Source organism: Pseudoalteromonas shioyasakiensis, assembly GCF_001550135.1.
GTDB lineage: Bacteria > Pseudomonadota > Gammaproteobacteria > Enterobacterales > Alteromonadaceae > Pseudoalteromonas > Pseudoalteromonas shioyasakiensis.
In genome coordinates this window covers 46,253-68,262 of sequence record NZ_LRUE01000024.1, presented here as the reverse complement: position 1 = coordinate 68,262, position 22,010 = coordinate 46,253, and the positions used below count along the sequence as shown (strand labels likewise).

The following is a 22,010-nucleotide window of genomic DNA, read 5'->3' as shown; positions in this document are numbered from 1 at the left end:
CAATATTACGAAAGAAACTAGTTAGTAACAGACTGTGAGAACTGGAGACACAACCTCAGACTAACCAGCTCCTTTCGTAAATCTTTTACCAATTACCAAGTAATTGTTATTAGTACATCATCATGGCGTTCGATTCGTAGATGATCCACACCGACAAACCAACCACCATTACAATGATTAAAGCACTAAAGATAAACGACAATGAACTTGCCTTGCCGTCTTCAGTTTTGAAGTTTAGGTGTAAGAAATATTTCAAATGCACCCAAATTTGCACAATCGCCATGCTCACGATGCACCATGCAGTGGTCGTTTTAGAAAACGAACCACTCATCACAGCCCAAAATGGAATAGCCGTTAAAACCACTGACAATACAAAACCAATTAAATAGTCTTTAACACTGCCATGTGATTGTTCGTTATGTGCATGAACTTCTAAGTTATTCATTACATGTGATTCACTGTGGCTCATTACATTGCTCCCATTAAATAAACAACGGTAAATACACAGATCCACACCACATCTAAGAAGTGCCAGAATAGGCTTAAACAACTTAGGCGTGTCACTGTTTGTGGGTTTAAACCACGGCGCACAACTTCAATCATCAGGACAGTCATCCAAATAAGACCAGCTGTTACGTGAAGACCATGTAAGCCCACCAAAGAGAAGAACGATGTTAAAAAGGCACTTTGCTGAGGGCCATTACCGTGCGCAATTAGGTGATGGAATTCGTAAACTTCCATACCAATAAACACTGCACCAAAGGCAAAAGTAACCAGCAACCAAGTTAACGTAGCCGCCTTTTTCTGCCCATGAGCAGAAATCATCGCGAAACCAAAAGTGATACTACTAAGTAGTAGAGCTGCGGTTTCAACCGCAACAAAATCAAGTTCAAAAATGTCTTTACCCGACACACCGCCAGCAGTGTTCATGAACAATACTGCGTAGGTTGCAAAGAATGATGCAAACAACAAACAGTCAGTCATAAGGTAAAGCCAAAAACCAAATACGGTGTTACCACCTGTATCGTGGTGCTCATGGTCATGTGCATCGACATGACCGTGTGCGCCGTTTAAGGTGTCGAGTCCTGCAGAAATGCTACTCATGCATTCACCTCCTTCGTAGCGGCTGTATTGTGAGCCGTTTCCAGTTCAACAATTTCATCTGGTTGCACGTAGTAATCAACATCGCTGATGTAACAACGTTTGATGAACACCACGATAGCACCCAGTAAACCAAAGGCTGCAAGCCACCAAATGTGCCAGATCATGGCAAAACAGAAGGTTGTTAAAGCTGCGCTCATTAATACACCTGCCGATGTATTCTTTGGCATATGGATTGGGCTATAAGAGTCTTCTTGCTTGTAAGCTAAGCCTTTTTCTTTCATGTCTGTCCACGCATCGATGTCATCAACATGAGGGATTTTCGCAAAGTTGTAGTACTGCGGAGGTGAAGCCGATGCCCACTCAAGGGTATGACCATTCCACGGATCGCCCGTTGTATCATCAAGTTGCTCGCGGTTTTTGAAGCTCACTACAAGTTGCACAACTTGGAACAAGATACCGAACATAATGATCACCGCACCACCAGCTGCAATGTATAACCAAATGTTCCAATCAGGGTTGTTCGTGTGGTTTAAGCGACGTGTCATACCTAAGAAACCAAGTACGTATAACGGCATAAATGCCACGAAGAAACCAATTAACCAGCACCAGAAAGATCGTCTGCCCCAGCTCTCGTCAAGTTTGAAGCCCATTGCTTTAGGGAACCAAAACGCAAAACCAGCTAAATAACCAAATACCGCACCACCAATGATGGTGTTATGGAAGTGAGCGATTAAGAATAAGCTGTTATGTAATACGTAGTCAGCACCAGGAATAGCAAGTAACACGCCGGTCATACCACCGATAGTGAACGTCACCATAAAACCTAAAGTCCAAAGGACAGGCACAGTAATACGTAAACGACCACGATACATAGTGAATAACCAGTTAAACAACTTAACCCCGGTCGGTACCGCAATAACCATGGTCATAACACCAAAGAAGGCATTAACGTTAGCGCTTGAGCCCATAGTAAAGAAGTGGTGAAGCCAAACGATGAAACCTAAAATCGAAATTGCACCGCTTGCATAAACCATCGACTTATAACCAAACAGGCGTTTACCCGCAAACGTTGAGATAACTTCTGAGAAAATACCAAACGCAGGTAAGATCAGAATGTAAACCTCAGGGTGACCCCAGGCCCAGAATAAGTTGATGTACATCATCGCGTTACCACCTAATTCATTCGTGAAGAAGTGGAAATCGAGATAACGATCAAGCGTTAGCATTGCCAGTACCGCTGTTAAAATTGGGAACGATGCTGCAATTAAGATATTCGCCCACGTACATGCCCAAGTAAAAATAGGCATTTTCATTAATGTCATGCCTGGTGCACGCATTTTAAATACAGTCGCTAAGAAGTTTACCGAAGTTAATAAGGTACCCAAGCCGGATATCTGCAAGGCCCATATATAATAATCGACCCCGACACCCGGACTGAATGACAACTCTGACAATGGTGGATATGCCACCCAACCCGTTTTCGCAAACTCACCAAAGAATAATGAGATATTGATTAGGATTGCACCGCCAGCAGTTAACCAAAAGCTAAGGTTATTTAAGAATGGGAATGCAACATCACGAGCACCAATTTGCAACGGTAAGATGATGTTCATTAAACCAATCATAAACGGCATCGCCATAAAGATGATCATGATCACCCCGTGCGCCGTAAAGATTTGATCATAGTGTTCTGGTGGTAAGTAACCACTTGCACCGCCGGTAGCCATTGCTAATTGCAGTCGCATCATAATGGCATCCGCGAAACCACGGAAAAGCATGATAAGCGCAAGAATGATGTACATCACACCTAAACGCTTATGGTCAATTGAGGTGATCCAGTCGTGCCAAATCACGCCCCACTTTTTATATTTTGTTACTAAGCCTGCCACTAACAGACCTAAGACAGCAACAACCGTCATGGTAACCATGATAATTGGTTCATGAAACGGGATTGCGTCTAATGTTAATTTACCTAACAACGACATGATTATTCCTCGTCCTCGCTGTGCTTTTTATGAGCTGAGTGCTCTGGCATAGCGTGTTGCATTGCACCGTGAGAGCCATGCGCTTGCATATATTTCATTACGATTGAATGGAACATATCTTTATCTACGCTGGCATAGTATTTAACTGGGTCGTATTCACTTGGTTTTGCAAGTTCAACATAGCTTTGCTTAGTCAATGCAGAACCGGTATTTTTTACTTTGTTTACCCAAGCATCGAAATCAGCTTCTGTGGCTGTTGCAATGGCATCGAACTTCATACCAGTGAAACCTGCACCACTGTAGTTAGCAGAAAAGCCTTTAAAAGTACCCGGCTCATCAGCGATTAAGTGAAGCTTTGTTTCCATACCGGCCATTGAATAAATTTGGCTACCAAGCTGTGGAATGAAAAACGAGTTCATGGTGCTTTCTGAGGTGATTTTGTACTGCACTGGCACATTGGCAGGAAAAACAAGCTCATTCACTGTGGCGATGCCTTGTTCTGGATAAATGAATAACCATTTCCAGTTCAAAGAAACAACCTCAACAGTAAGGTGCTTACCTTTACCCTCAAGTGGTTTATATGGGTCAAGTTGTTGCGTTGACTGCCACGTGATCACACCTAAAATCGCAACGATGATGATAGGAATGGTCCAAACTACAGCTTCAATCTTATTAGAGTGCGCCCACTTTGGAGCGTAAATTTCTTGATCTCGTCCATCACGGTATTTCCATGCAAAATAAATTGTCATGGCAATAACTGGAATCACAACAATCAGCATTAACACCGTAGCTACGATAATTAAATACTTCTCGTCGACACCAATTTGACCTTTTGGATCGAGTACCCCGCCTTTACAGCCAGACAAAGCCAGCACTAAAGACGCTAGAGCAATATTACAAAGGTTTCGAATTGACAAAGGAATATCCTACAACCTAAAAGTTAACACTTGTCGAAATAAGAACACGACGCTTTTCTGCAACAGATGCTACAGATATCCCTCGGCTGAATAACGAGCACGACAAAAAGGCACGCTAAAAAGTGAGGGATTTTATTAGGTTGGCTGACTGAAATTTGGGCGTAAAAATCCCACTAGGTGCTTAGTAAAGACAACTTAGAAAATGACTAAAATGGCTGAACTTAAGCAACAAAGCTCATTTACAGACAACCACTTACACGAGGAGGAGCACGACAGCCATGAGCGCTGTGTACTACTAAAGACTTTATCGTTTCACGCGCAGCGAAGGCCGCTTTACGTAAAATGACACCTGCACGACGCGCAGGGAAGAAATGGAAGACCAACCAGCATAAACCAATAAGTAATTGGCAAGACACCACAGGGTAAGCTAAAAAACTCAACACGTTAAGCAATGGTGCTTCGTATAAAGCACCTTCGCTTAATAAACTTCTTAGCCCTTGAGCATCTTCTAATGTACCGTTGATTAGCATCGCTGAATTAATCAGCAACAAGGCTAAAACTGACATTAGCTCTTTACCAGCAAAAAACGCACGCGCAGCCAATTGCAATCTAGCTAAGCTAGACTGTTTGACACCTTGTGACTGATTAATTGCTCGCAAAACTCACGCCTTTTTATCGCTTTTACTGCATTTGAGGTAAGTGGCTTACCCTATTTTTTAATGCGGTAACATGATCTTCATCAATAAAGTTTCAGTAATTACTGAAATTTCGATGTGGAGTATAACAAAGTCAACAGACGGTACAAGTAGAATTTAACAGCACATGGTTAAGTATTATTTAGCCATTTGATAACAAACTGTAAAAAACCAACCTTATTACAGCTAAGTATTTAAAAGTAATACTGTATTTTATATAGCGAAAAGCAATGAAGAAAAAGAAAATAGCATAAAAATAGCGTTTTAAAACATACTTAGTCAGTAGCAATCAAAGCTTTAATACTGAACAAGGATTAGCCAAACCATAAAAAATATAATATTCTTAATAACATTAAAATAAAGAATAAAAGAGATAATTATGCGCCTATATGCACTCGCCACAGCCCTTTTAGTATTAAGTAACACGACATTCGCAAGTACGATTGAAGACACCGCTGTAGCTGGCTTAGATAAACCTGCGATTTACTACGCCGATATAGAGCCACACTTAAAAAGCGCAGCAAAACACCCAAGCGTTACACTAAAACAATTAGGCACCTCTTTCCAAGGACAGGCACTTAACTCTCTTAAAATCGGCACAGGCCCAATCAAAGTGATGATGTGGAGCCAAATGCACGGCGACGAAAACACAGCTACTGCCGCACTAATGGATTTTTTAAGCTTTATAACCGCAGATGAAAACGCACAATGGCTAGAAAGCTGGCAACAGAAAATAACTCTTCTCATAATCCCTATGGTGAACCCGGATGGCGCTGCTGTTCAAACCCGCCATAATGCACAAGGTATTGATTTAAATCGTGATGCAAAAGCTCTTCGCACAAAAGAAGGGCAAATACTCATGGCTGCGGCAGATGCATTCAAACCTGACTTTGGCTTTAACTTACATGATCAGAATGCCTATTACGGTGCAGGTAAAATGGGAAAACAAGCCACCATTTCAGTGCTAGCACCCGCCTATAATGAAGCAAGAGAAGTAAATAAAAGTCGTGGTGAGGCTATGCAGTTTATTGCCCACTTAGCCAAAACAGTTGAAACAATGATCCCGGGGCACTTAGGCAAGTACAACGACAGTTACTCTTATCGCAGTTTTGGAGATACTTTTTCGGAAAAAGGTATCCGAACTATATTAATTGAATCAGGCGCTTACCCAAACGACCCAAATCGCCAAATAGCACGTAAAGTTAACCGTGTTTTATATAAAAAGGCCATTGATTCAATAACTTTAGGAGAATGGAAAAGCGCTAAAATAGCCCAGTACCACGCTATACCATTTAACGCTAAAGACAATTGGGTAGACTTACTAATAGACGATGTGACTGTAAAGAGTGAACTTGGCGATTACCAGATAGATATTGCAATAAACAACAAAGGACAGTCACCCATCATTAAAGAATTGGGTGATATAAGCAGTATCCGCCAAGGTTACACAAGTTTAGATGCAAGCAGCCTGAACTTTAAGGTAGGTAACAGCTTTGTATTAAATGAGCCGTTAACGCTTACCGAAAATAGATATAAAGAGCTTTTAATACAAGGGTATAGTTGCTTTTCTGGCGATATTAATATGCTAGAAAACGCCACAAATTGGCCAGTTTACGCATGCAAAAGTGTATTTACATCAATACCTTCACTTCATGCGCCTGCCGCCTTTTTCTTACAAGCAAATGGCAAAAATAAGTACGCAGTTTTAGGGGCTGAGCTAATTAATTTAGATTGAACACGATTTAAAAGGACAGGCACTGTTAAAAGTGCCTGTTAAACCTCCAAATACCTTAAATTTGTAACCTAAAATAATAGCTGTGCAGGCAAAGCACCCTATTAGCTTAATCTAATAATAAAAACCAATATAAAAGATTTAGCTTTATGAGAATTAAAAGCACAAATTAGCTGCAAGAGTTTGCAAAAAATAAAAGTCGAGAGAAATTTAAGATTAACTAGCAAGTAATAACTTACAGCTTGCTAGGTTACTTCGTCGCTTACGAGCAGTTTTACTGCAATAATTTTCAATTGCATCCACTCGACCTACAGCTCCATGAAATAAGTTTTCAAAGTGGGTTGTTAGTGTTAACCAGCTTTCAGCTTCGAAATTTAGCCTTTCAAGAATAGGAGGTAAATGATGCTCTATATATCCCGGCTTATCCGCGCTGATACAACGCCCAGTTTGCTCTACCAGTAACAAGTATGACTTTAACTCAAAAGGTATACCCTTTGATTTATACTTACTCATGCCACCAATAAAACGAGCTAGTACCTTAGGTTGCTTTGACTCCTTCGCACTCTGGAATCGCTTTTTAAAGCTGGTATAGTCCGATTGCTCCGGCGTGCTCGCAGCTTTAGCACGAACAGGGTTTAAATCAACATAGGCCATACATGCTAAAAGTGCTGACTCATCAAGGAGCGCTTGGCTTTTGAAACGCCCCTCCCAAAAGTGACCCGTACACTCGTCTTCTCTATTTGCACGTCTGGCAATATATTCATTAAGCATTCGCATGAACCAACTAATGTTCGAAAGGCGCGCTCTGTATTCAGCAACCTCTTTATTTAAGAAGACTTGTTGGCCGTCACTTAACGGCTGACCATGAAGGAATTTTTGACCTAAAGGCGTTGCTTTACTGAGCTTAAACCAACGTAATAGAATGGTTTTATCCGATAACCTGTTTGCTTTTTTATCATCAACATAAATAACAAGATGCGTATGATTGCTCATCACGGCATAAGCACATACATCAATACAAAATACCTTCGCAAGAAAAAGTAGGCGATCTTCGACCCATCCTCGGCGGTGTTCATATGATTTACCAGTGAGTGCGTCTTCTCCACAAAGGTAAGCGCGTCTAACGCAACGGGATACACAATGATAATACTTGGTGTTCGACAAACAGATTTGCCGCTTCCTTGCTAAAGCCATCGTTCACTCCTTGAACTGATAATTTGAAATGCATTAGCTGTAACTAAAGTGTAGACAAAATCCGTTTTGCCGCAAGATTAAGTTAACAGATAAAAGTGACTGTCCGTGCTAATGAGTTTTACTTTTAACGTCGTATTTCTATGTTTCTGCATATATAAAATTTTCGAATATGCATAATTGCCTTTATTTTTGGGCCAATGATTTCCTGCTACTTTTAAGTAAAGAACCTAGTTTATGAGGTATAAAGTGAATACATTTAACTGCTTGCTGATAATAGCTTTGCTTATATTTTCAAGTGTAGGGCATGCTGGGACAGGCGTCGCAATTGACCCAGATAAAGCACAAGCCTACACACCAGCTCCTGAAAACTTAAAAGCCCGAGAACGTTTTCAAGATAATAAGTTTGGCATCTTTTTACATTGGGGGCTGTATAGCCAGCTTGGTGGTGTAGGAAGCCCATATGGAGCCGAGTGGATCATGGAAGACTTACGAATTTCAGGCCCTAAGTATCAGCGTTTAGCTGAATTTTTTAACCCAACAGGCTTCGATGCAGATCAATGGGTTAAGGCGTTTAAAGATGCTGGAGCAAAGTATATTGTTATTACTTCAAAGCATCATGATGGGTTTGCTATGTACGACAGTAAAGTTTCTAACTTTGATATTGTCGATAGTACACCTTATAAAAAAGACCCTATAAAAGAGCTTGCTAATTCAGCTCATAAACATGGTTTACAACTTTTCTTTTACTACTCTCAGCTTGATTGGCATCACCCAGATTACTACCCATGGGGCCGAACAGGCCATTACACTAAGCGAGAAAAAAGTGGTGACTGGGAAAAATACCTGCAATTTCAAGATGCGCAATTAAAAGAACTTTTAACTCAATATGGCCCAATTGGTGGTATTTGGTTTGATGGTTGGTGGGATCAAGAAGACTCCCACAATTGGGATAACTGGCAACTACAACGCACTTATAAAATGATCCATGAATTACAACCAGCAACCTTAATCGTAAATAACCATCATAGATTTACTGTTCCGGGAGAAGATTATCAGGGCTTTGAACAACAGCTTCCTACTAATCAAGAACGATTAGGTGAATTACCTTTAGAAATGGCACAAACAATGAACGGTAGCTGGGGATTCAGTTTAACTGATGATAATTACAAGACGACTAAAGAGCTCGTGCAAACCTTAGTAAGTGCCGCAGGAAGAAACTCTAATTATTTACTAAATACTGGGCCTATGCCTAACGGCAAGATCCAACCAGAAAACCTAAAAACGTTTGCAGAAATTGGCCAGTGGCTGAAGGTGTTCGGTAAAAGTATATACGGTACTCGAGGCGGCCCTATTTCCCCACAAAACTGGGGAGTAAGTACCCATAACAATGAGAGTATTTTTATTCATATTCTCAACTGGCAAGCAGATACATTAAGTATAGAACTTGCAACCCCTATCAAGTCTGCAACTAATTTAAAAACCTCAGAACCAGTTAACTTTAAACAACTTGAGAGCGCAATTACACTAGAAAGTTTGAAGTTTGATAATGAAGAGTACGTTCAAGTCATCGAGTTAAAGCTAAAATGATCAACGTCTAAAAGCAGTCAAAAAACTAAATTTAAAATTAAAGATGACTGTCCACATAAAATATATTTAACAATGACTGGGCTTATAAAAGAGAGTCGCTGTCTCAGAAAATTTAACAGTGACTGTCCTTGTAAAATTTAGGTATTAAAAAAGCGCTTTTAGGCGCTTTTTCTGTGGTTAAAGAATTTGATTCTCTTTCCAGGCTTGTTCTTTTGCCATGCGCTTTTTACGCTTGTCACATGGGTCGTCGCAGTCGCAGGCTTTGTCGATACCAACAGCGCCTAGGCCACCACAACTACTGGCCATAGATTTCTTTTGCACAATCATGCCGACAGCCATCGCTGCCACAATTAAAATAAGTAGACCAAATGTAAGAAGAAAAAGTGACATTGCTTTGCCCCTATCGTCAGCAATTAAATCGAGCCCAACTAATTAGGCTGCATGTATTATATACCCAAACCACCTCAAGGTGCGAGTTTCAGTTGGAATTAAAAGCGATTTAGGCAAGGCATTGATTGCAAGCAATAGTGGTTCTATTGTTAAAATCAATAACGCAGTATAAATCGCTTTTAAACCAACCCTTTGGGCACTTCACAGGCGCTTACTCTCATCGTTGTTACTTCTTAAAAGGGACTGAACGCCTTGATATTAAGCACCTGTGAAACGCTGAATTCTGCATCTTGAGGTAACTTGGATATGCACTGCTTCTTGCCCTGCTACAAATATGGTTTAAATGCAGGGCTTGAATAAGTTACTAAGCCATTGTCTGACTTACCAATTAAGTACACCGGCAAATCGTGCTCTTCGGCGTATTTCTGCGCCTTTTCCATGCCCATCACTGTGATTGCCGTCGCTAAGCCATCTGCAGTCATCGCTGATGGGTGTAAAACAGTAACTGATACCAAATCATGACGGCTCGGCATGCCTGTTACAGGGTCAATTAAGTGGCTATAGGTTACACCATCCATTTCGTAAAAAATTCGGTAATCACCTGATGTCGCAATACCATTAGTACCCGGCTCAATTACTTTATGTACTTTACGCACGCCAGGCTCAGCATCAGGCTGCTCAATAGCTATTTTCCAAGTAATATTGTTTGGCTTAATACCCGATACACGAAGCTCACCACCAATCTCAACCATATAATTAGTGAAACCATGGCTTTCAATCACTTCTGCGACTTTATCAATACCATAGCCTTTTGCTGTAGCAGAAAACGACAGTTCTAAACCATCAATTGTTTTCATCAGACCCGCATCTGTAAGTTCAAGCTTATCAACACCAATTTTGGCAACCATTGCAGCCAAAGCTTCATCGCTTGGGCGTTTAGTCGGCTTTTTATCTGGACCAAAGCCCCACAAGTCAATAAGTGGCCCCATAGTCACATCTAACGTTTTTGTTGATTCGCCAAGGCGAATTGATTCAGCTACCACGTTTCTAAAATCAGTGCTTATTGGCATTACCTGCCCTGCTGGTAACTGGTTGAACTGGTTAATTTCTGAATCAGGAATGTAAGTCGACATAGATTGGTTTACATCTTTAAGTACTTGCTTAATTTCAGGATGTAAATCAACACCTGCAACCTTTGAAGACTCTGCAAACACCTTAATATGATAAGTGGTGCCCATTGTCTTACCTTCAAAATAAAGCTCTTCAGCCTTATCAGCTTGGCTGCAGCCAGCCATGAGTAAAGTCATAGTTAATAGAAAAAAGGCCATCAAGCCTTGGCGATAAAACACTCTATTCATAGCATTCACCTTTTAGATACCACAGGATTCGGTATAGAAATAAAAAAGCCTCGTAACACTATGTGCTACGAGGCCTGTATTCTAACCAAAACTTATTGTTTTGTGTATGGTGTTAGCCACCGAAGTCATCTAATAAGATGTTTTCGTCTTCTACACCAAGATCTTTAAGCATGTTGATAACAGCCGCGTTCATCATTGGAGGACCACACATGTAGAACTCACAATCTTCTGGCGCTTCATGATCTTTCAAGTAGTTTTCATAAAGTACGTTATGGATGAAGCCTGTGTAACCTTCCCAGTTATCTTCTGGTTGTGGATCAGACAGTGCTGTGTGCCATACAAAGTTATCGTTTTCTGCTGCTAAGCCATCGAAATCTTCTACGTAGAACATTTCACGCTTAGAACGCGCACCATACCAGAAGCTCATCTTACGCTTAGATTTTAAACGCTTAAGTTGGTCAAAGATATGTGAACGCATTGGTGCCATACCTGCACCACCACCTACGAATACCATTTCTGCATCAGTGTCTTTCGCGAAGAACTCACCGAATGGGCCAGAAATAGTCACTTTATCACCTTCTTTTAATGACCAAATGTACGAAGACATTTTACCACATGGAAGGCTTAGGTCTCTTGGCGGCGGCGTAGCGATACGCACGTTAAGCATGATGATGCCTTCTTCTTCTGGGTAGTTAGCCATTGAGTATGCACGAATTGTTTCGTCGTCTACTTTAGACTCCAGATCGAAGAAACCGAAGTGGTTCCAGTCGCCACGATACTCTTCTGGAATATCGAAATCAGCGTATTTAACGTGGTGAGCTGGTGCTTCAATTTGAATATAACCACCGGCACGGAAAGGTACTGACTCGCCATCAGGAATTTGTAGTTTAAGCTCCTTGATGAACGTTGCCTTGTTATCGTTAGAGATAACAGTACAGTCCCACTTCTTAACACCGAAAATTGACTCTTCAAGTTCAATTTCCATGTCGTTCTTAACATTTACCTGACACGCTAAACGGCAGCCTTCACGAGCTTCACCTTTAGAGATGTGATCAAGTTCTGTTGGTAAGATATCGCCGCCACCTTCTTTGATGTGTACACGACACTGACCACAAGAGCCACCGCCACCACATGCAGATGAAACGAAGATACCTGAATCAGCTAGCGCGCCTAATAGCTTGCTACCTGCAGATGTTTTAATAGCTTTTTCTGGATCGCCATTAATTCCGATGATGATATCGCCGCTTGCTACTAATTTAGATTTAGCACCAATGATAACTAAAACTAAAATAACAACGATAGCGATGAAAACACCAACGCCTAAGAAAATCTCATTCATGATTTATCCTCGCTACCTATTAAAGTGAAATACCAGAGAATGACATAAAGCCAAGACCCATAAGACCAACAGTGATGAAAGTAATACCTAAACCACGTAAGCCATCAGGAACGTCTGAGTACTTCATTTTTTCACGGATACCAGCAAGTAAAGTAATTGCTAGTGCCCAGCCCACACCTGAACCGATACCATAAACAACAGACTCGCCGAAGTTATAGTTACGCTCAACCATGAAAGATACCGCACCGAAGATCGCACAGTTAACTGTGATCAGTGGTAAGAAGATACCTAACGCGTTGTAAAGTGCAGGGAAGAACTTATCTAATGCCATTTCAAGAATTTGTACAAGTGCTGCAATAACACCGATGAAAGTCAAGAAACGTAAGAAGCTAAGGTCTGCTTCTGGGTAGCCAAGCCACTCTAATGCACCAGGTGCAAGAACAGCGTGATAAACCAAGTTATTTACAGGTACTGAGATACCTAGTACCACGATAACTGCCACACCTAGGCCGATTGACGTTGTTACTTTCTTTGATACAGCAAGGAAAGTACACATACCTAGGAAGAAGGCTAAAGCTAAGTTTTCAATGAAAACCGCTTTTACAAATAAACTAATATAATGTTCCACTGCTCGCCCCTTACGCTTTTGCTTCTACTTGGTCTTTCTTGAAGGTACGAAGTACCCAGATGAATAAACCAATAATGAAGAATGCACTCGGTGGTAAAATCAATAGACCCATTGGTTGATACCAGCCACCATTTTGTACTAATGGGATAATATCAACACCGAATAGTGAACCTTTACCGAATAACTCACGGATGAAGCCAACAGTTAGTAGTACTACTGAGTAGCCTAAACCGTTACCGATACCATCTAAGAAAGACATTAACGGTGGTGACTTCATTGCGTATGCTTCAGCACGACCCATTACGATACAGTTTGTAATGATTAGACCAACGAATACTGAAAGCTCTTTAGCAGTTGCATAAGAGAATGCTTGCAGTACTTGGTCAACAACGATTACAAGTGATGCGATGATCGTCATTTGCACGATGATACGTACAGATGATGGGATGTGGTTACGAATTGACGAAATAAACAAGCTAGAAAACGCAGTTACTAGTGTCAATGCGATTGACATGATTAGTGCATTTTTTAAGCTTGATGTTACCGCTAGCGCAGAACAAATACCTAGTACTTGTAATGCGATCGGGTTATTTGCGAATACCGGGCCAAATAGGACCGACTTCATTTCTTTAGTATCAGCCATTATTTCAACGCTCCTTCACGTACTTTCGCAAGGAATGGACCAAAGCCATGCTCGCCAGTCCAGAAGTCAACTGTGTGATCAACACCGTTTGAAGTTAATGTTGCACCAGAAAGACCATCGATTTGATGTTCGTTCTTCGCACCGCTCTTCATGATATTGATTGGTAACTCTTTACCTTGCCATTTAGCAGTCCATTGTGGATTTTGAATTTCACCACCTAGACCTGGCGTTTCGTTGTGCTTGAAGAAGTTGATGTTTTTAACTGTTTCACCATCGCTTTCAAGCGCTAAGAAGCCGTACATTACACCCCAAAGGCCATAACCTTGGATTGGTAGAATGATTGCGTCTGTAGAACCATCAGGTTTCTTCGAAATATATACAGGTGAATTTTTTGTCATACGCTGAATACCAGCGATGTCTTTAATTCCTTCTGCTTTCAACGCAAAGCTACGAGCTTGGTCGAATTTTGTTTTCTCGAAGTCAAATGAGTTAGGATCAGCACCTTCAACAAACTCACCTGTGTTCATGTCTACAACACGTGCTTCAATTTTTGAGTTAAAGGTATCTGACACAGTACCTGATACTTCAATGCCTGCAGCCGCTAAGATATTGCGTTGAATATCTTGTGTTTTGTTAGCTTGCTGTAAAGGACGAAGCTGAACTGAAGCAAACGATACGATGATTGCACACACTAAACATAGTGCAACAACAACGGTTAGCGTTTTGCCGATTGATTCGTTATTACTAGACATTACGTGCCAACCTCCGCTTGATATTAGCTTGCACTACAAAGTGATCGAATAATGGTGCAAATAAGTTAGCAAATAAGATTGCTAGCATCATACCTTCTGGGAATGCCGGGTTAACAACACGGATCATTACAACCATAAAGCCGATTAACGCACCGTAAGCGAACTTACCTTTGTCTGTGAATGATGCAGATACTGGGTCTGTTGCCATGAAGAACATACCAAATGCAAAACCACCAAGAACTAAGTGCCAGTGCCAAGGCATAGCAAATACAGCGTTGGTTTCTGAACCAATTGTATTTAGTAAGAATGCCGTTGCAACCATACCTAGGAATACACCTAGTACGATACGCCATGAAGCGATACGCACATAAATTAGGAATAAACCACCGATTAATAGTGCTAGTGTTGACGTTTCACCTACAGAACCTTGAATGAAACCGTAGAACGCATTCCACCATAGCTCCATGTTGCTGTAATCAAGTGAACCAACAACAGCTTGGCCAAGCATAGTTGCACCAGAGAATGAATCTACTGCTGTCCATACTGTGTCACCTGAAATTTGCGCAGGGTATGCGAAGAATAAGAACGCACGACCGGCAAGAGCAGGGTTAAGGAAGTTACGACCTGTACCACCAAAGATTTCTTTAGCGATTACAACACCAAACGTAATACCTAGTGCAACTTGCCATAAAGGAATCGTCGCAGGCAGGATCAGTGCGAATAATACAGATGTTACGAAGAAACCTTCATTTACTTCGTGCTTACGCACTGAAGCAAATAATACTTCCCAGAAACCACCCACAGCAAATGTTACTGCGTATATTGGTAGGAAGAAGCAGGCACCGTAAAACATTTTCGCGCCCCAACCAGAGTCAGCAGTTAATTCACCACCGAATAATTGGAACAGACCAACTTGCCATGTGTTTGCTAGTTCAAAACCTTGCGCTAAAGCACCAGCGGCCTGATGACCGATGTTGAACATACCAAAGAACATTGCAGGGAACGTCGCCATCCACACTAAAATCATCATACGTTTTAGGTCGATGTTATCGCGAACGTGTGTTTTGCCTTTATTTACATAACCAGGCGTGTAGAAAATAGTCGCTGCAGCTTCGTAAAGCGCATACCATTTTTCGTGTTTACCACCCGGTTCAAAATGCGGCTCAATATCTTCTAGAAATTTCTTTAAACCCATCTCTCTAGCCTTCCTTCTCGATCGTAGTCAAGCAATCGCGTAGGATTGAACCGTACTCGTATTTACCTGGACAAACGAAGGTACATAATGCTAAATCTTCTTCATCAAGCTCTAGCGCACCTAACGAAATAGCACCATCAAGATCACGTGCGATTAAATCACGTAATAATAGTGTAGGTAGGATGTCTAAAGGCATAACACGCTCATAGCTACCAATTGGAACCATGGCACGCTTCGAACCACCTGTTGAAGTCGTCATGTTAAATAGACGGCTAGGAGCAAGGTGAGATAAGAAGGTACGTGTTACTGAGAACTTGTTAGCACCTGGTGCGATCCAACCGAATAGCTCTTTTTCGCGACCTTCAAGTAATACAGATACTTGAACATGGTAACGACCTAAGAACGCGTGTGGACCTTGAGAAATAGCGCCTGATAATACAGAACCAGAAATTACACGGTTATCACCGTCTTCTAATTCACCAGCAACTAAATCATCTAAAGATGCACCTAGCTGAGTTTTCACTAAGCGTGGGTTTTTAACACGAGGACCTGCAAGAGAAACAACACGGTCTGTGAAGATTTCACCTGTTAGGAATAAATTACCAAACGCGATTACGTCTTGGTAACCTAAGTGCCAAACCTGCTTGCTTGCAGAAACTGGGTCTAAGTTATGAATGTGTGTACCAACAAGACCTGCCGGATGCTTGCCACCAAACTCATGTACTTCTACTTGAGGGATTGATGAACTAGGCACTTGGCTACCAGCTTGTTTACAAACAAATACTTTGCCGTCAGTCAAACGAGATACCACAGCTAAACCTGCTTCAAATGCTGCAGTGTTTTCAGCAATGATTACTGCAGGATCTGCAGCTAGCGGGTTAGTGTCGATAGCCGTTACAAAGATAGAGCTAGGATTTGCATCCAAAGCAGCTACTCTGCTGAATGGGCGAGCACGTAGTGCTGTCCATTGACCTGACTGAACTAGTACTTCTTTAACTTTTTCACGGTCTAAGCCCGAAAGCTCGTCGGCCTTGAAAGAGTCAAAGGTGATTTGCTCACTGCCATTAACTTCAATAACAACAGATTGCAGCACACGTTTAGCACCACGATTGATTTCTTTAACTACCCCAGAAGCTGGTGCAGTAAATAAGACGCCTGGGTTCTTTTTGTCTTCAAAAAGTACCTGGCCTTTTTTGACTTGGTCATCCACGCGAACATGCATGGTTGGACGCATACCAATATATTCTTCACCTAGCACAGCTACACGTTTGACGGCAGAACCATCGTGAATAACTTGCTGAGGTGCGCCCTCTATCGGTAAATCCAGACCTTTTTTTATGTTGATCATACGCACTTGCATTACATTAACGGAAAGAAACTGAAAAATCGTACCAACCACGTCGCCATTTGATATGCTCAAGTTAAACTCTAAGTATCAAAGAATAGCCTGTTTAACACCCCAAACAAGCAACGCAGTAAACTCCTCACATATATTGCCCGAATTTTAACATCAATCAGGGTGACTATGCGAGAGCAAATATGAAATTTATACGACAGATACGGTTATTTAGACTACAAAAACCTTTTGAATAAAATTCAATATAGACCAAAGTGCTATTGATGATGTTTTATTTTCACCCATAAACAAAAAAGTCGCTTAAAAAAGCGACTTTACAAAATCAAGTTTGTTTAGCGATTAATCGATTAGTTGTGAAATCGCAACATCAGGATTCACATCTTGCTCGTAATCTACACTGTCGATACCAAAACCGAATAAACGTAAAAATTCATTGTGGTAACCCACGTAATCCGTTAATTCGTCAATCGTATCTGTATCTACTGTATCCCAAACATGTTGTACACGAGCTTGAACATCATCTTCTAACTCTTTGTAGTTTTGGAATAAATGACCACCTTCGTCAAAACGTGGGGTTTCACCGTAAAGGTTTTCAGTAAATAGTGAGTGAATTTGCTCAATGGTACCTTCGTAAGTCCCGTCTGCTTTCATTACTTTGAATAAAGCAGAGATATATAAAGGCATAATTGGAATTGCCGAGCTTGCTTGTGTCACAACCGCATTTAATGAAGAAACATACGCTTCACCATTTAAGCCTTTTGTAGACTCTTTGATTGCTTGAGTTGCACGGTCAAGATCTTCTTTCGCTTTACCAATTGTCGCATGACCGTAAATTGGCCACGTTAACTCTTTACCGATATAAGTGTAAGCAGTCGTTTTGAAGTTATCAGCTAGCACATCCGCTTCTTTTAATGCGTCAATCCACATTTCCCAATCTTCACCGCCCATTACTTTAATTGTATTGTCGATGTCTTCTTGACTTGCTGCTTCAACCGTTACTTCATCAATCACACGCTTTGAAGTGTTTAGGTTCTTCGTTGTGATATCTGAGCCAATAGGCTTAAGTGTTGATGAGTAAGTTTCGCCTGTATTTGGATCAGTACGACGAGGTGACGCTAGGCTGTAGATAACTAAATCAATTTTACCTAGATCAGCTTTGATAGTATCAATTGCTTTTTGCTTGATTTCGTTAGAAAACGCATCGCCATTGATATTTTTAGACCATAAACCAGCTTCTTCAGCGGCTGCTTGGAATGCTGCAGTGTTGTACCAACCTGCAGAACCCGTTTTGCGTTCGCTACCTTCTTTTTCAAAGAAAATACCTAACGTTTTAGCACCGCCACCAAATGCAGCTGTGATACGTGATGCTAGGCCGTAACCTGTAGACGCACCAATCACTAATACATTCTTAGGTGCATTGCTCAGTGGTCCTTGCGCTTTCACATAATTAATTTGTTCTTGTACGTGCTCAGCACACCCTACTGGATGCGCGTTAGTGCAGATAAATCCACGAATTTTCGGCTTAATGACCATTGATCATCCTATATCTATCACAATAAAAATTAGCGCTAGTTTAAAGGCTAATAGTTAAAATACAGGTCTGATCAGTAAAACTTTTCAGACCCACTTAAATCTTTCGAGCTTAAAACCCCAAGTGACAAGCAGTTTAGAGTGACTGTCCTTCTAACTTTGAGTGACTGTCCTGCTAACTTTGAGTGACTGTCCTGCTAACTTTGAGTGACTGTCCTGCTAACTTTGAGTGACTGTCCTTCTAACTTTAGGTGGCTGTCCTGCTAAATTAGTCGAACTTTGAGCCACCTAAGCATTTAGGTGATTCAGGTGCCTGTCCATGTTGTTCACTAAACTCTTCGGGAGTAAATGTATGAATCGCTAATGCATGAATATGGTTTGCTAATTCATCTTTTAATAGCTCATTAATTTGACGATGACGTGCAAGTAAACGTTTACCTGCAAATTCTTCACTCACAACCACCACTTTAAAATGCGATTCAGTTCCACGGCTATGCATATGGCTTTCATTGACAACATTCAGGTGTTTACATTCGATACCCGCAGCAAGCTTTTGCTCAATTTGTTGTTGCATTGACATGTGTCATAGACCTTTAATAAGAAAATAATTGGCAGCTACTATATCAAGGGCATGACTCATTTTGCCAATGATTTTATATGATTGAACGAAAGGTGAGGTTAATTCGAGGGTGTTTGAGTCTTTGCTGCTTTGGCAAACTATGCTGGTAATCGCGCTGGCTAAAACCATTCATGATTAAACAGCTGCCACTTTGCAGCACAATGCTATGTTGTTCATTATTATGTTTGTGCTTTATTTTAAATATCCGTTCGGCCCCTAGTGATACAGAAGCGATTGTCGGTTGCTCCCCAAGTTCTTTCTCATCGTCACTATGCCAGCCCATACAATCATGACCATCTCGATACAAATTAACTAAAAGCGCATTGAATGGTATCTGCAAAGTTCTTGATAAGCGTACACGCATAGCATCAAGCACCTCCGGCCATGGCTCAACGATTAACTGTGAACCCGAGTAACCATAACTTACGTTCTGATCAGCAATAAAGCATTGCAAACGTGGGATCACATGGCTTTTTCCGTACACTTTTATAGTTGGTTGTTGCCAATTGAGCTGTTGCTGAAGAAAGTAAAATAACTCGAGGCTTTTTTGTGCACTCAATGCATTAGCTTGGTAAGAAAACCCATCAGGTAAATGATTAGGGTTGGCGTTTGGCTGTTGCATGTTAGAATTTACCTATACATTAATACATTCGTAAAATCATGATGACCACCCAAGCACAGCTCGGTGATAACACCTATACCCTAGAACGCTTTCCGTTAGATCAAAAGAATCGCAGTCTTCAAGCGTGGGACTCAGGCGATGAGTACCTTGTCAATTATGTACAAGAGCACTATCCAGATGCAAATTCAATCCTGATACTCAATGACAGTTTTGGCGCTTTAGCCTGTGCCTTTAATACGTTAACAGTTTATTCAGTTAACGACTCGTATATTGGTCATCAAGCTACCCGCTATAATTTACAAGCTAATGAGTTATCAACAGATTCTTTAACGCAACTGGACTCATTAGCAGCATTACCTAATCAGGTTGATTTAGTGATATTAAAAGTGCCACGCAATTTAGGCTATCTTCAGCATCAACTTGCCGCAATCAGTGCAGCTTTACCTGCCGACATTGATGTTATTGCAGCTGGAAAAACGAAAGACATTCACAACTCAACTATAAAGGCTTTTAGTCAGTATATCGGTGAAACATCAACCAGCTTAGCGGTTAAAAAGTCCCGCTTAATCATCAGTAAAACCAGCGGCCTTAATAAAGTTGCCCCCTTCCCTGTTAACTGGCCACTTGAAGGCAGTGAATTTGAAATACAAAACCATGCTAATGTTTTTTCACGAGATTCACTAGATATTGGCGCGCGCTTTTTCTTTAACTATTTGCCACAAACAAGTAAAGCCCGCAGCATCATTGATTTAGGCTGTGGCAATGGTGTTGTTGGCTTAATGACCTTAAAGCGCTGCCCTAAAGCCCATGTAACCTTCGTTGATGAGTCGTATATGGCCGTTGAATCAGCCAAGTTAAATATCACTCACAATCTACCAGAGCAATTAGAACAGTGTGAGTTTGTCCAAAACGATTGCTTAACCGATTTTCAACCTAACAGTGTTGACCTCGTTTTATGTAATCCGCCATTCCACCAAGCGCAAGCGGTTACTGATCATATTGCATGGCAAATGTTCAAACAGGCAAAACACACATTAAAGCACGGTGGTGAATTAAGAATTATTGGTAATCGTCATCTAGACTATCATGAAAAGTTAAAACGCATGTTCGGCAATTGTAAGTTGTTAGGGTCTAACAAAAAGTTTGTCGTACTAAGTGCAACAAAGAATAATTAATGGAGCTAACTAAATGAAAAAAATACTTCCTTTATGTGCGGTGCTTGCACTTGCGGCATGTAGCAACCAACCCAATCAATTAATTTTAAACCCCGTTTATCAAGGCGGCAAAATTTCAAACCTTAGTACTAGCGTTAGTACTAGCGTAATTGATTTACGCGGCGACAACGTGACCCTAAAAATTATTGAATCAGATAAAACTAAAACGCTTGCCAGCCCAGGTATAACTGATTCAGTGAAAAGCGCTCTAGACAGTGCATTAAGCCGTAATGGGGCGAGTATCTCAAACTTGGCGACAACACGCTTTGAATTAGATATTCATAAGCTGCAAGCAGTTGTTACTGAAAAGATGATGACTCACACAAGTGACGCAACTATTGAATTAGGCTTAAGAGTAATCAGAAACTCAAGCACTTTCAGCAAGATATACCGTGGTAATGCAAACCTAGAAGGGCCACTCAGCCATGACCGTGCAAAAGTAGAAGGTCAGCTTAATAAGTTGACTGAGCAAATAATTACCCGCATTGTATCTGACCCAGAATTAATCGCCTATTTAGAAGGTTAACTATGAAGCGTATTTTATTACTTAGTTTTATATTGTTTTTTGCTCACAGTTCATTCGCAGCGACTGAGGGTAAATTTATTCAAAAAGATAATATGTTTCCACGCGTAGAAATTGTCACTACGCTTGGCAGTATTGTGGTCGAAATGGATCGTTCACGCGCACCAATAACCGTAAATAACTTTCTAACTTACGTTGCCGACGGTAGCTATCAAGGTAGTGTGTTTCACCGTGTAGAACGTGATGAAGACAACGAACGTGATTTTGTTATTCAAGGCGGTGGTTACGATAAAGACTATGATGGTCTGTACGAAGGTGACCCAATTTTTAATGAAAGTGGCAACGGGTTAAAAAACGATATGTATAGCATCGCAATGGCATATCAAGACCGTAAACCTCACTCAGGTACTCGTCAGTTTTTCTTTAACATGGACGATAACGATCATCTTAATCCTGGTCGCGACTGGGGCTTTGCCGTATTCGGTATGGTCATGGATGGCTATGACACACTAGACAAAATCATGCGTGTCGAAACCGCTTTTAACGAAAAAATCGGTTACAGCTTTGTACCCAAAGATCCTGTTGTTATCTTAAACGTAAAAGTGCTTGACGCTAATCAATAATAA

At 41.0% G+C, this 22,010-nt stretch carries 22 protein-coding genes; 5 read left to right on the top strand and 17 right to left on the bottom strand.

Annotation, left to right across the window (positions count from 1 at the left end):
- Positions 1–109: 109 nt before the first annotated feature.
- The 5 genes from cyoD to PASHI_RS19160 form a co-directional block, all read right to left on the bottom strand.
- On the bottom strand, positions 110–469 hold the full coding sequence (gene cyoD / locus PASHI_RS19180) for a cytochrome o ubiquinol oxidase subunit IV (protein WP_062566717.1): 360 nt from the start codon (positions 467–469) through the stop codon (positions 110–112).
- Complete coding sequence (gene cyoC / locus PASHI_RS19175; RefSeq protein ID WP_054554290.1) at positions 469–1,104, bottom strand: cytochrome o ubiquinol oxidase subunit III; 636 nt, start codon at positions 1,102–1,104, stop codon at positions 469–471. Before cyoC ends, cyoD begins: the two co-directional genes overlap by 1 nt.
- The gene (cyoB, locus tag PASHI_RS19170) at positions 1,101–3,089 is read right to left on the bottom strand and encodes a cytochrome o ubiquinol oxidase subunit I (protein WP_062566716.1); all 1,989 of its coding nucleotides are present in this window, start codon (positions 3,087–3,089) and stop codon (positions 1,101–1,103) included. The genes cyoC and cyoB overlap by 4 nt, the downstream gene beginning before the upstream one ends.
- Before the next feature lie 2 nt (positions 3,090–3,091).
- A complete protein-coding gene (gene cyoA / locus PASHI_RS19165) occupies positions 3,092–4,006 on the bottom strand; it encodes a ubiquinol oxidase subunit II (protein ID WP_054562298.1) in 915 nt (304 codons plus the stop codon).
- 239 nt (positions 4,007–4,245) lie between these two features.
- Positions 4,246–4,665, bottom strand: coding sequence for a hypothetical protein (locus PASHI_RS19160; protein WP_062566715.1), 420 nt, complete (start codon positions 4,663–4,665; stop codon positions 4,246–4,248).
- A 415-nt stretch (positions 4,666–5,080) separates the two neighbouring features.
- On the opposite strand from PASHI_RS19160, the gene PASHI_RS19155 reads away from it, so the two are divergent.
- Complete coding sequence (locus tag PASHI_RS19155) at positions 5,081–6,436, top strand: M14 family metallopeptidase (RefSeq protein ID WP_062566714.1); 1,356 nt, start codon at positions 5,081–5,083, stop codon at positions 6,434–6,436.
- Between the two features lie 213 nt (positions 6,437–6,649).
- Here the strand turns inward: PASHI_RS19155 and PASHI_RS19150 are convergent, their stop codons facing one another.
- The gene (locus PASHI_RS19150; protein WP_062566713.1) at positions 6,650–7,627 is read right to left on the bottom strand and encodes a transposase; all 978 of its coding nucleotides are present in this window, start codon (positions 7,625–7,627) and stop codon (positions 6,650–6,652) included.
- Between the two features lie 246 nt (positions 7,628–7,873).
- On the opposite strand from PASHI_RS19150, the gene PASHI_RS19145 reads away from it, so the two are divergent.
- On the top strand, positions 7,874–9,214 hold the full coding sequence (locus PASHI_RS19145) for an alpha-L-fucosidase (RefSeq protein ID WP_208855500.1): 1,341 nt from the start codon (positions 7,874–7,876) through the stop codon (positions 9,212–9,214).
- A gap of 177 nt (positions 9,215–9,391) precedes the next feature.
- Here the strand turns inward: PASHI_RS19145 and nqrM are convergent, their stop codons facing one another.
- The 11 genes from nqrM to PASHI_RS19090 form a co-directional block, all read right to left on the bottom strand.
- Positions 9,392–9,604: a (Na+)-NQR maturation NqrM gene (gene nqrM, locus PASHI_RS19140; RefSeq protein WP_036966498.1), complete on the bottom strand. Its 213-nt coding sequence runs from the start codon at positions 9,602–9,604 to the stop codon at positions 9,392–9,394.
- A gap of 326 nt (positions 9,605–9,930) precedes the next feature.
- Positions 9,931–10,962: an FAD:protein FMN transferase gene (locus tag PASHI_RS19135; protein WP_062566712.1), complete on the bottom strand. Its 1,032-nt coding sequence runs from the start codon at positions 10,960–10,962 to the stop codon at positions 9,931–9,933.
- Positions 10,963–11,074: 112 nt separating this feature from the next.
- Entirely contained in the window at positions 11,075–12,301 is a 1,227-nt protein-coding gene (nqrF, locus tag PASHI_RS19130; protein WP_054562303.1) for an NADH:ubiquinone reductase (Na(+)-transporting) subunit F, read from the bottom strand.
- A gap of 19 nt (positions 12,302–12,320) precedes the next feature.
- Positions 12,321–12,929: an NADH:ubiquinone reductase (Na(+)-transporting) subunit E gene (gene nqrE, locus PASHI_RS19125; protein WP_016708692.1), complete on the bottom strand. Its 609-nt coding sequence runs from the start codon at positions 12,927–12,929 to the stop codon at positions 12,321–12,323.
- A 10-nt stretch (positions 12,930–12,939) separates the two neighbouring features.
- Entirely contained in the window at positions 12,940–13,572 is a 633-nt protein-coding gene (locus tag PASHI_RS19120; protein ID WP_054554281.1) for an NADH:ubiquinone reductase (Na(+)-transporting) subunit D, read from the bottom strand.
- Positions 13,572–14,324 carry a Na(+)-translocating NADH-quinone reductase subunit C gene (locus PASHI_RS19115; RefSeq protein ID WP_054562304.1) on the bottom strand — a complete coding sequence of 251 codons (753 nt, stop codon included), beginning with the start codon at positions 14,322–14,324 and terminating at the stop codon, positions 13,572–13,574. Before PASHI_RS19115 ends, PASHI_RS19120 begins: the two co-directional genes overlap by 1 nt.
- Complete coding sequence (locus PASHI_RS19110; RefSeq protein ID WP_062566711.1) at positions 14,317–15,519, bottom strand: NADH:ubiquinone reductase (Na(+)-transporting) subunit B; 1,203 nt, start codon at positions 15,517–15,519, stop codon at positions 14,317–14,319. Before PASHI_RS19110 ends, PASHI_RS19115 begins: the two co-directional genes overlap by 8 nt.
- Positions 15,520–15,523: 4 nt before the next feature.
- Complete coding sequence (locus tag PASHI_RS19105) at positions 15,524–16,867, bottom strand: Na(+)-translocating NADH-quinone reductase subunit A (protein ID WP_058586535.1); 1,344 nt, start codon at positions 16,865–16,867, stop codon at positions 15,524–15,526.
- 348 nt (positions 16,868–17,215) lie between these two features.
- Positions 17,216–18,409 (bottom strand): enoyl-ACP reductase FabV, encoded by a 1,194-nt coding sequence (fabV, locus tag PASHI_RS19100; protein ID WP_058586502.1) that lies wholly within the window; start codon positions 18,407–18,409, stop codon positions 17,216–17,218.
- 265 nt (positions 18,410–18,674) lie between these two features.
- Complete coding sequence (locus PASHI_RS19095) at positions 18,675–18,986, bottom strand: BolA family protein (RefSeq protein ID WP_054554277.1); 312 nt, start codon at positions 18,984–18,986, stop codon at positions 18,675–18,677.
- Positions 18,987–19,059: 73 nt separating this feature from the next.
- Complete coding sequence (locus PASHI_RS19090; RefSeq protein ID WP_062566710.1) at positions 19,060–19,647, bottom strand: alpha-ketoglutarate-dependent dioxygenase AlkB family protein; 588 nt, start codon at positions 19,645–19,647, stop codon at positions 19,060–19,062.
- A 41-nt stretch (positions 19,648–19,688) separates the two neighbouring features.
- On the opposite strand from PASHI_RS19090, the gene PASHI_RS19085 reads away from it, so the two are divergent.
- Genes PASHI_RS19085 through PASHI_RS19075 form a run of 3 tightly spaced genes read left to right on the top strand, consistent with a single transcriptional unit; the run spans position 19,689 to position 22,007 of the window.
- A complete protein-coding gene (locus tag PASHI_RS19085) occupies positions 19,689–20,822 on the top strand; it encodes a methyltransferase (RefSeq protein WP_062566970.1) in 1,134 nt (377 codons plus the stop codon).
- A gap of 13 nt (positions 20,823–20,835) precedes the next feature.
- Positions 20,836–21,387, top strand: coding sequence for a YajG family lipoprotein (locus tag PASHI_RS19080; protein ID WP_054562307.1), 552 nt, complete (start codon positions 20,836–20,838; stop codon positions 21,385–21,387).
- Between the two features lie 2 nt (positions 21,388–21,389).
- On the top strand, positions 21,390–22,007 hold the full coding sequence (locus tag PASHI_RS19075; protein WP_054562308.1) for a peptidylprolyl isomerase: 618 nt from the start codon (positions 21,390–21,392) through the stop codon (positions 22,005–22,007).
- Positions 22,008–22,010 lie beyond the last annotated feature (3 nt).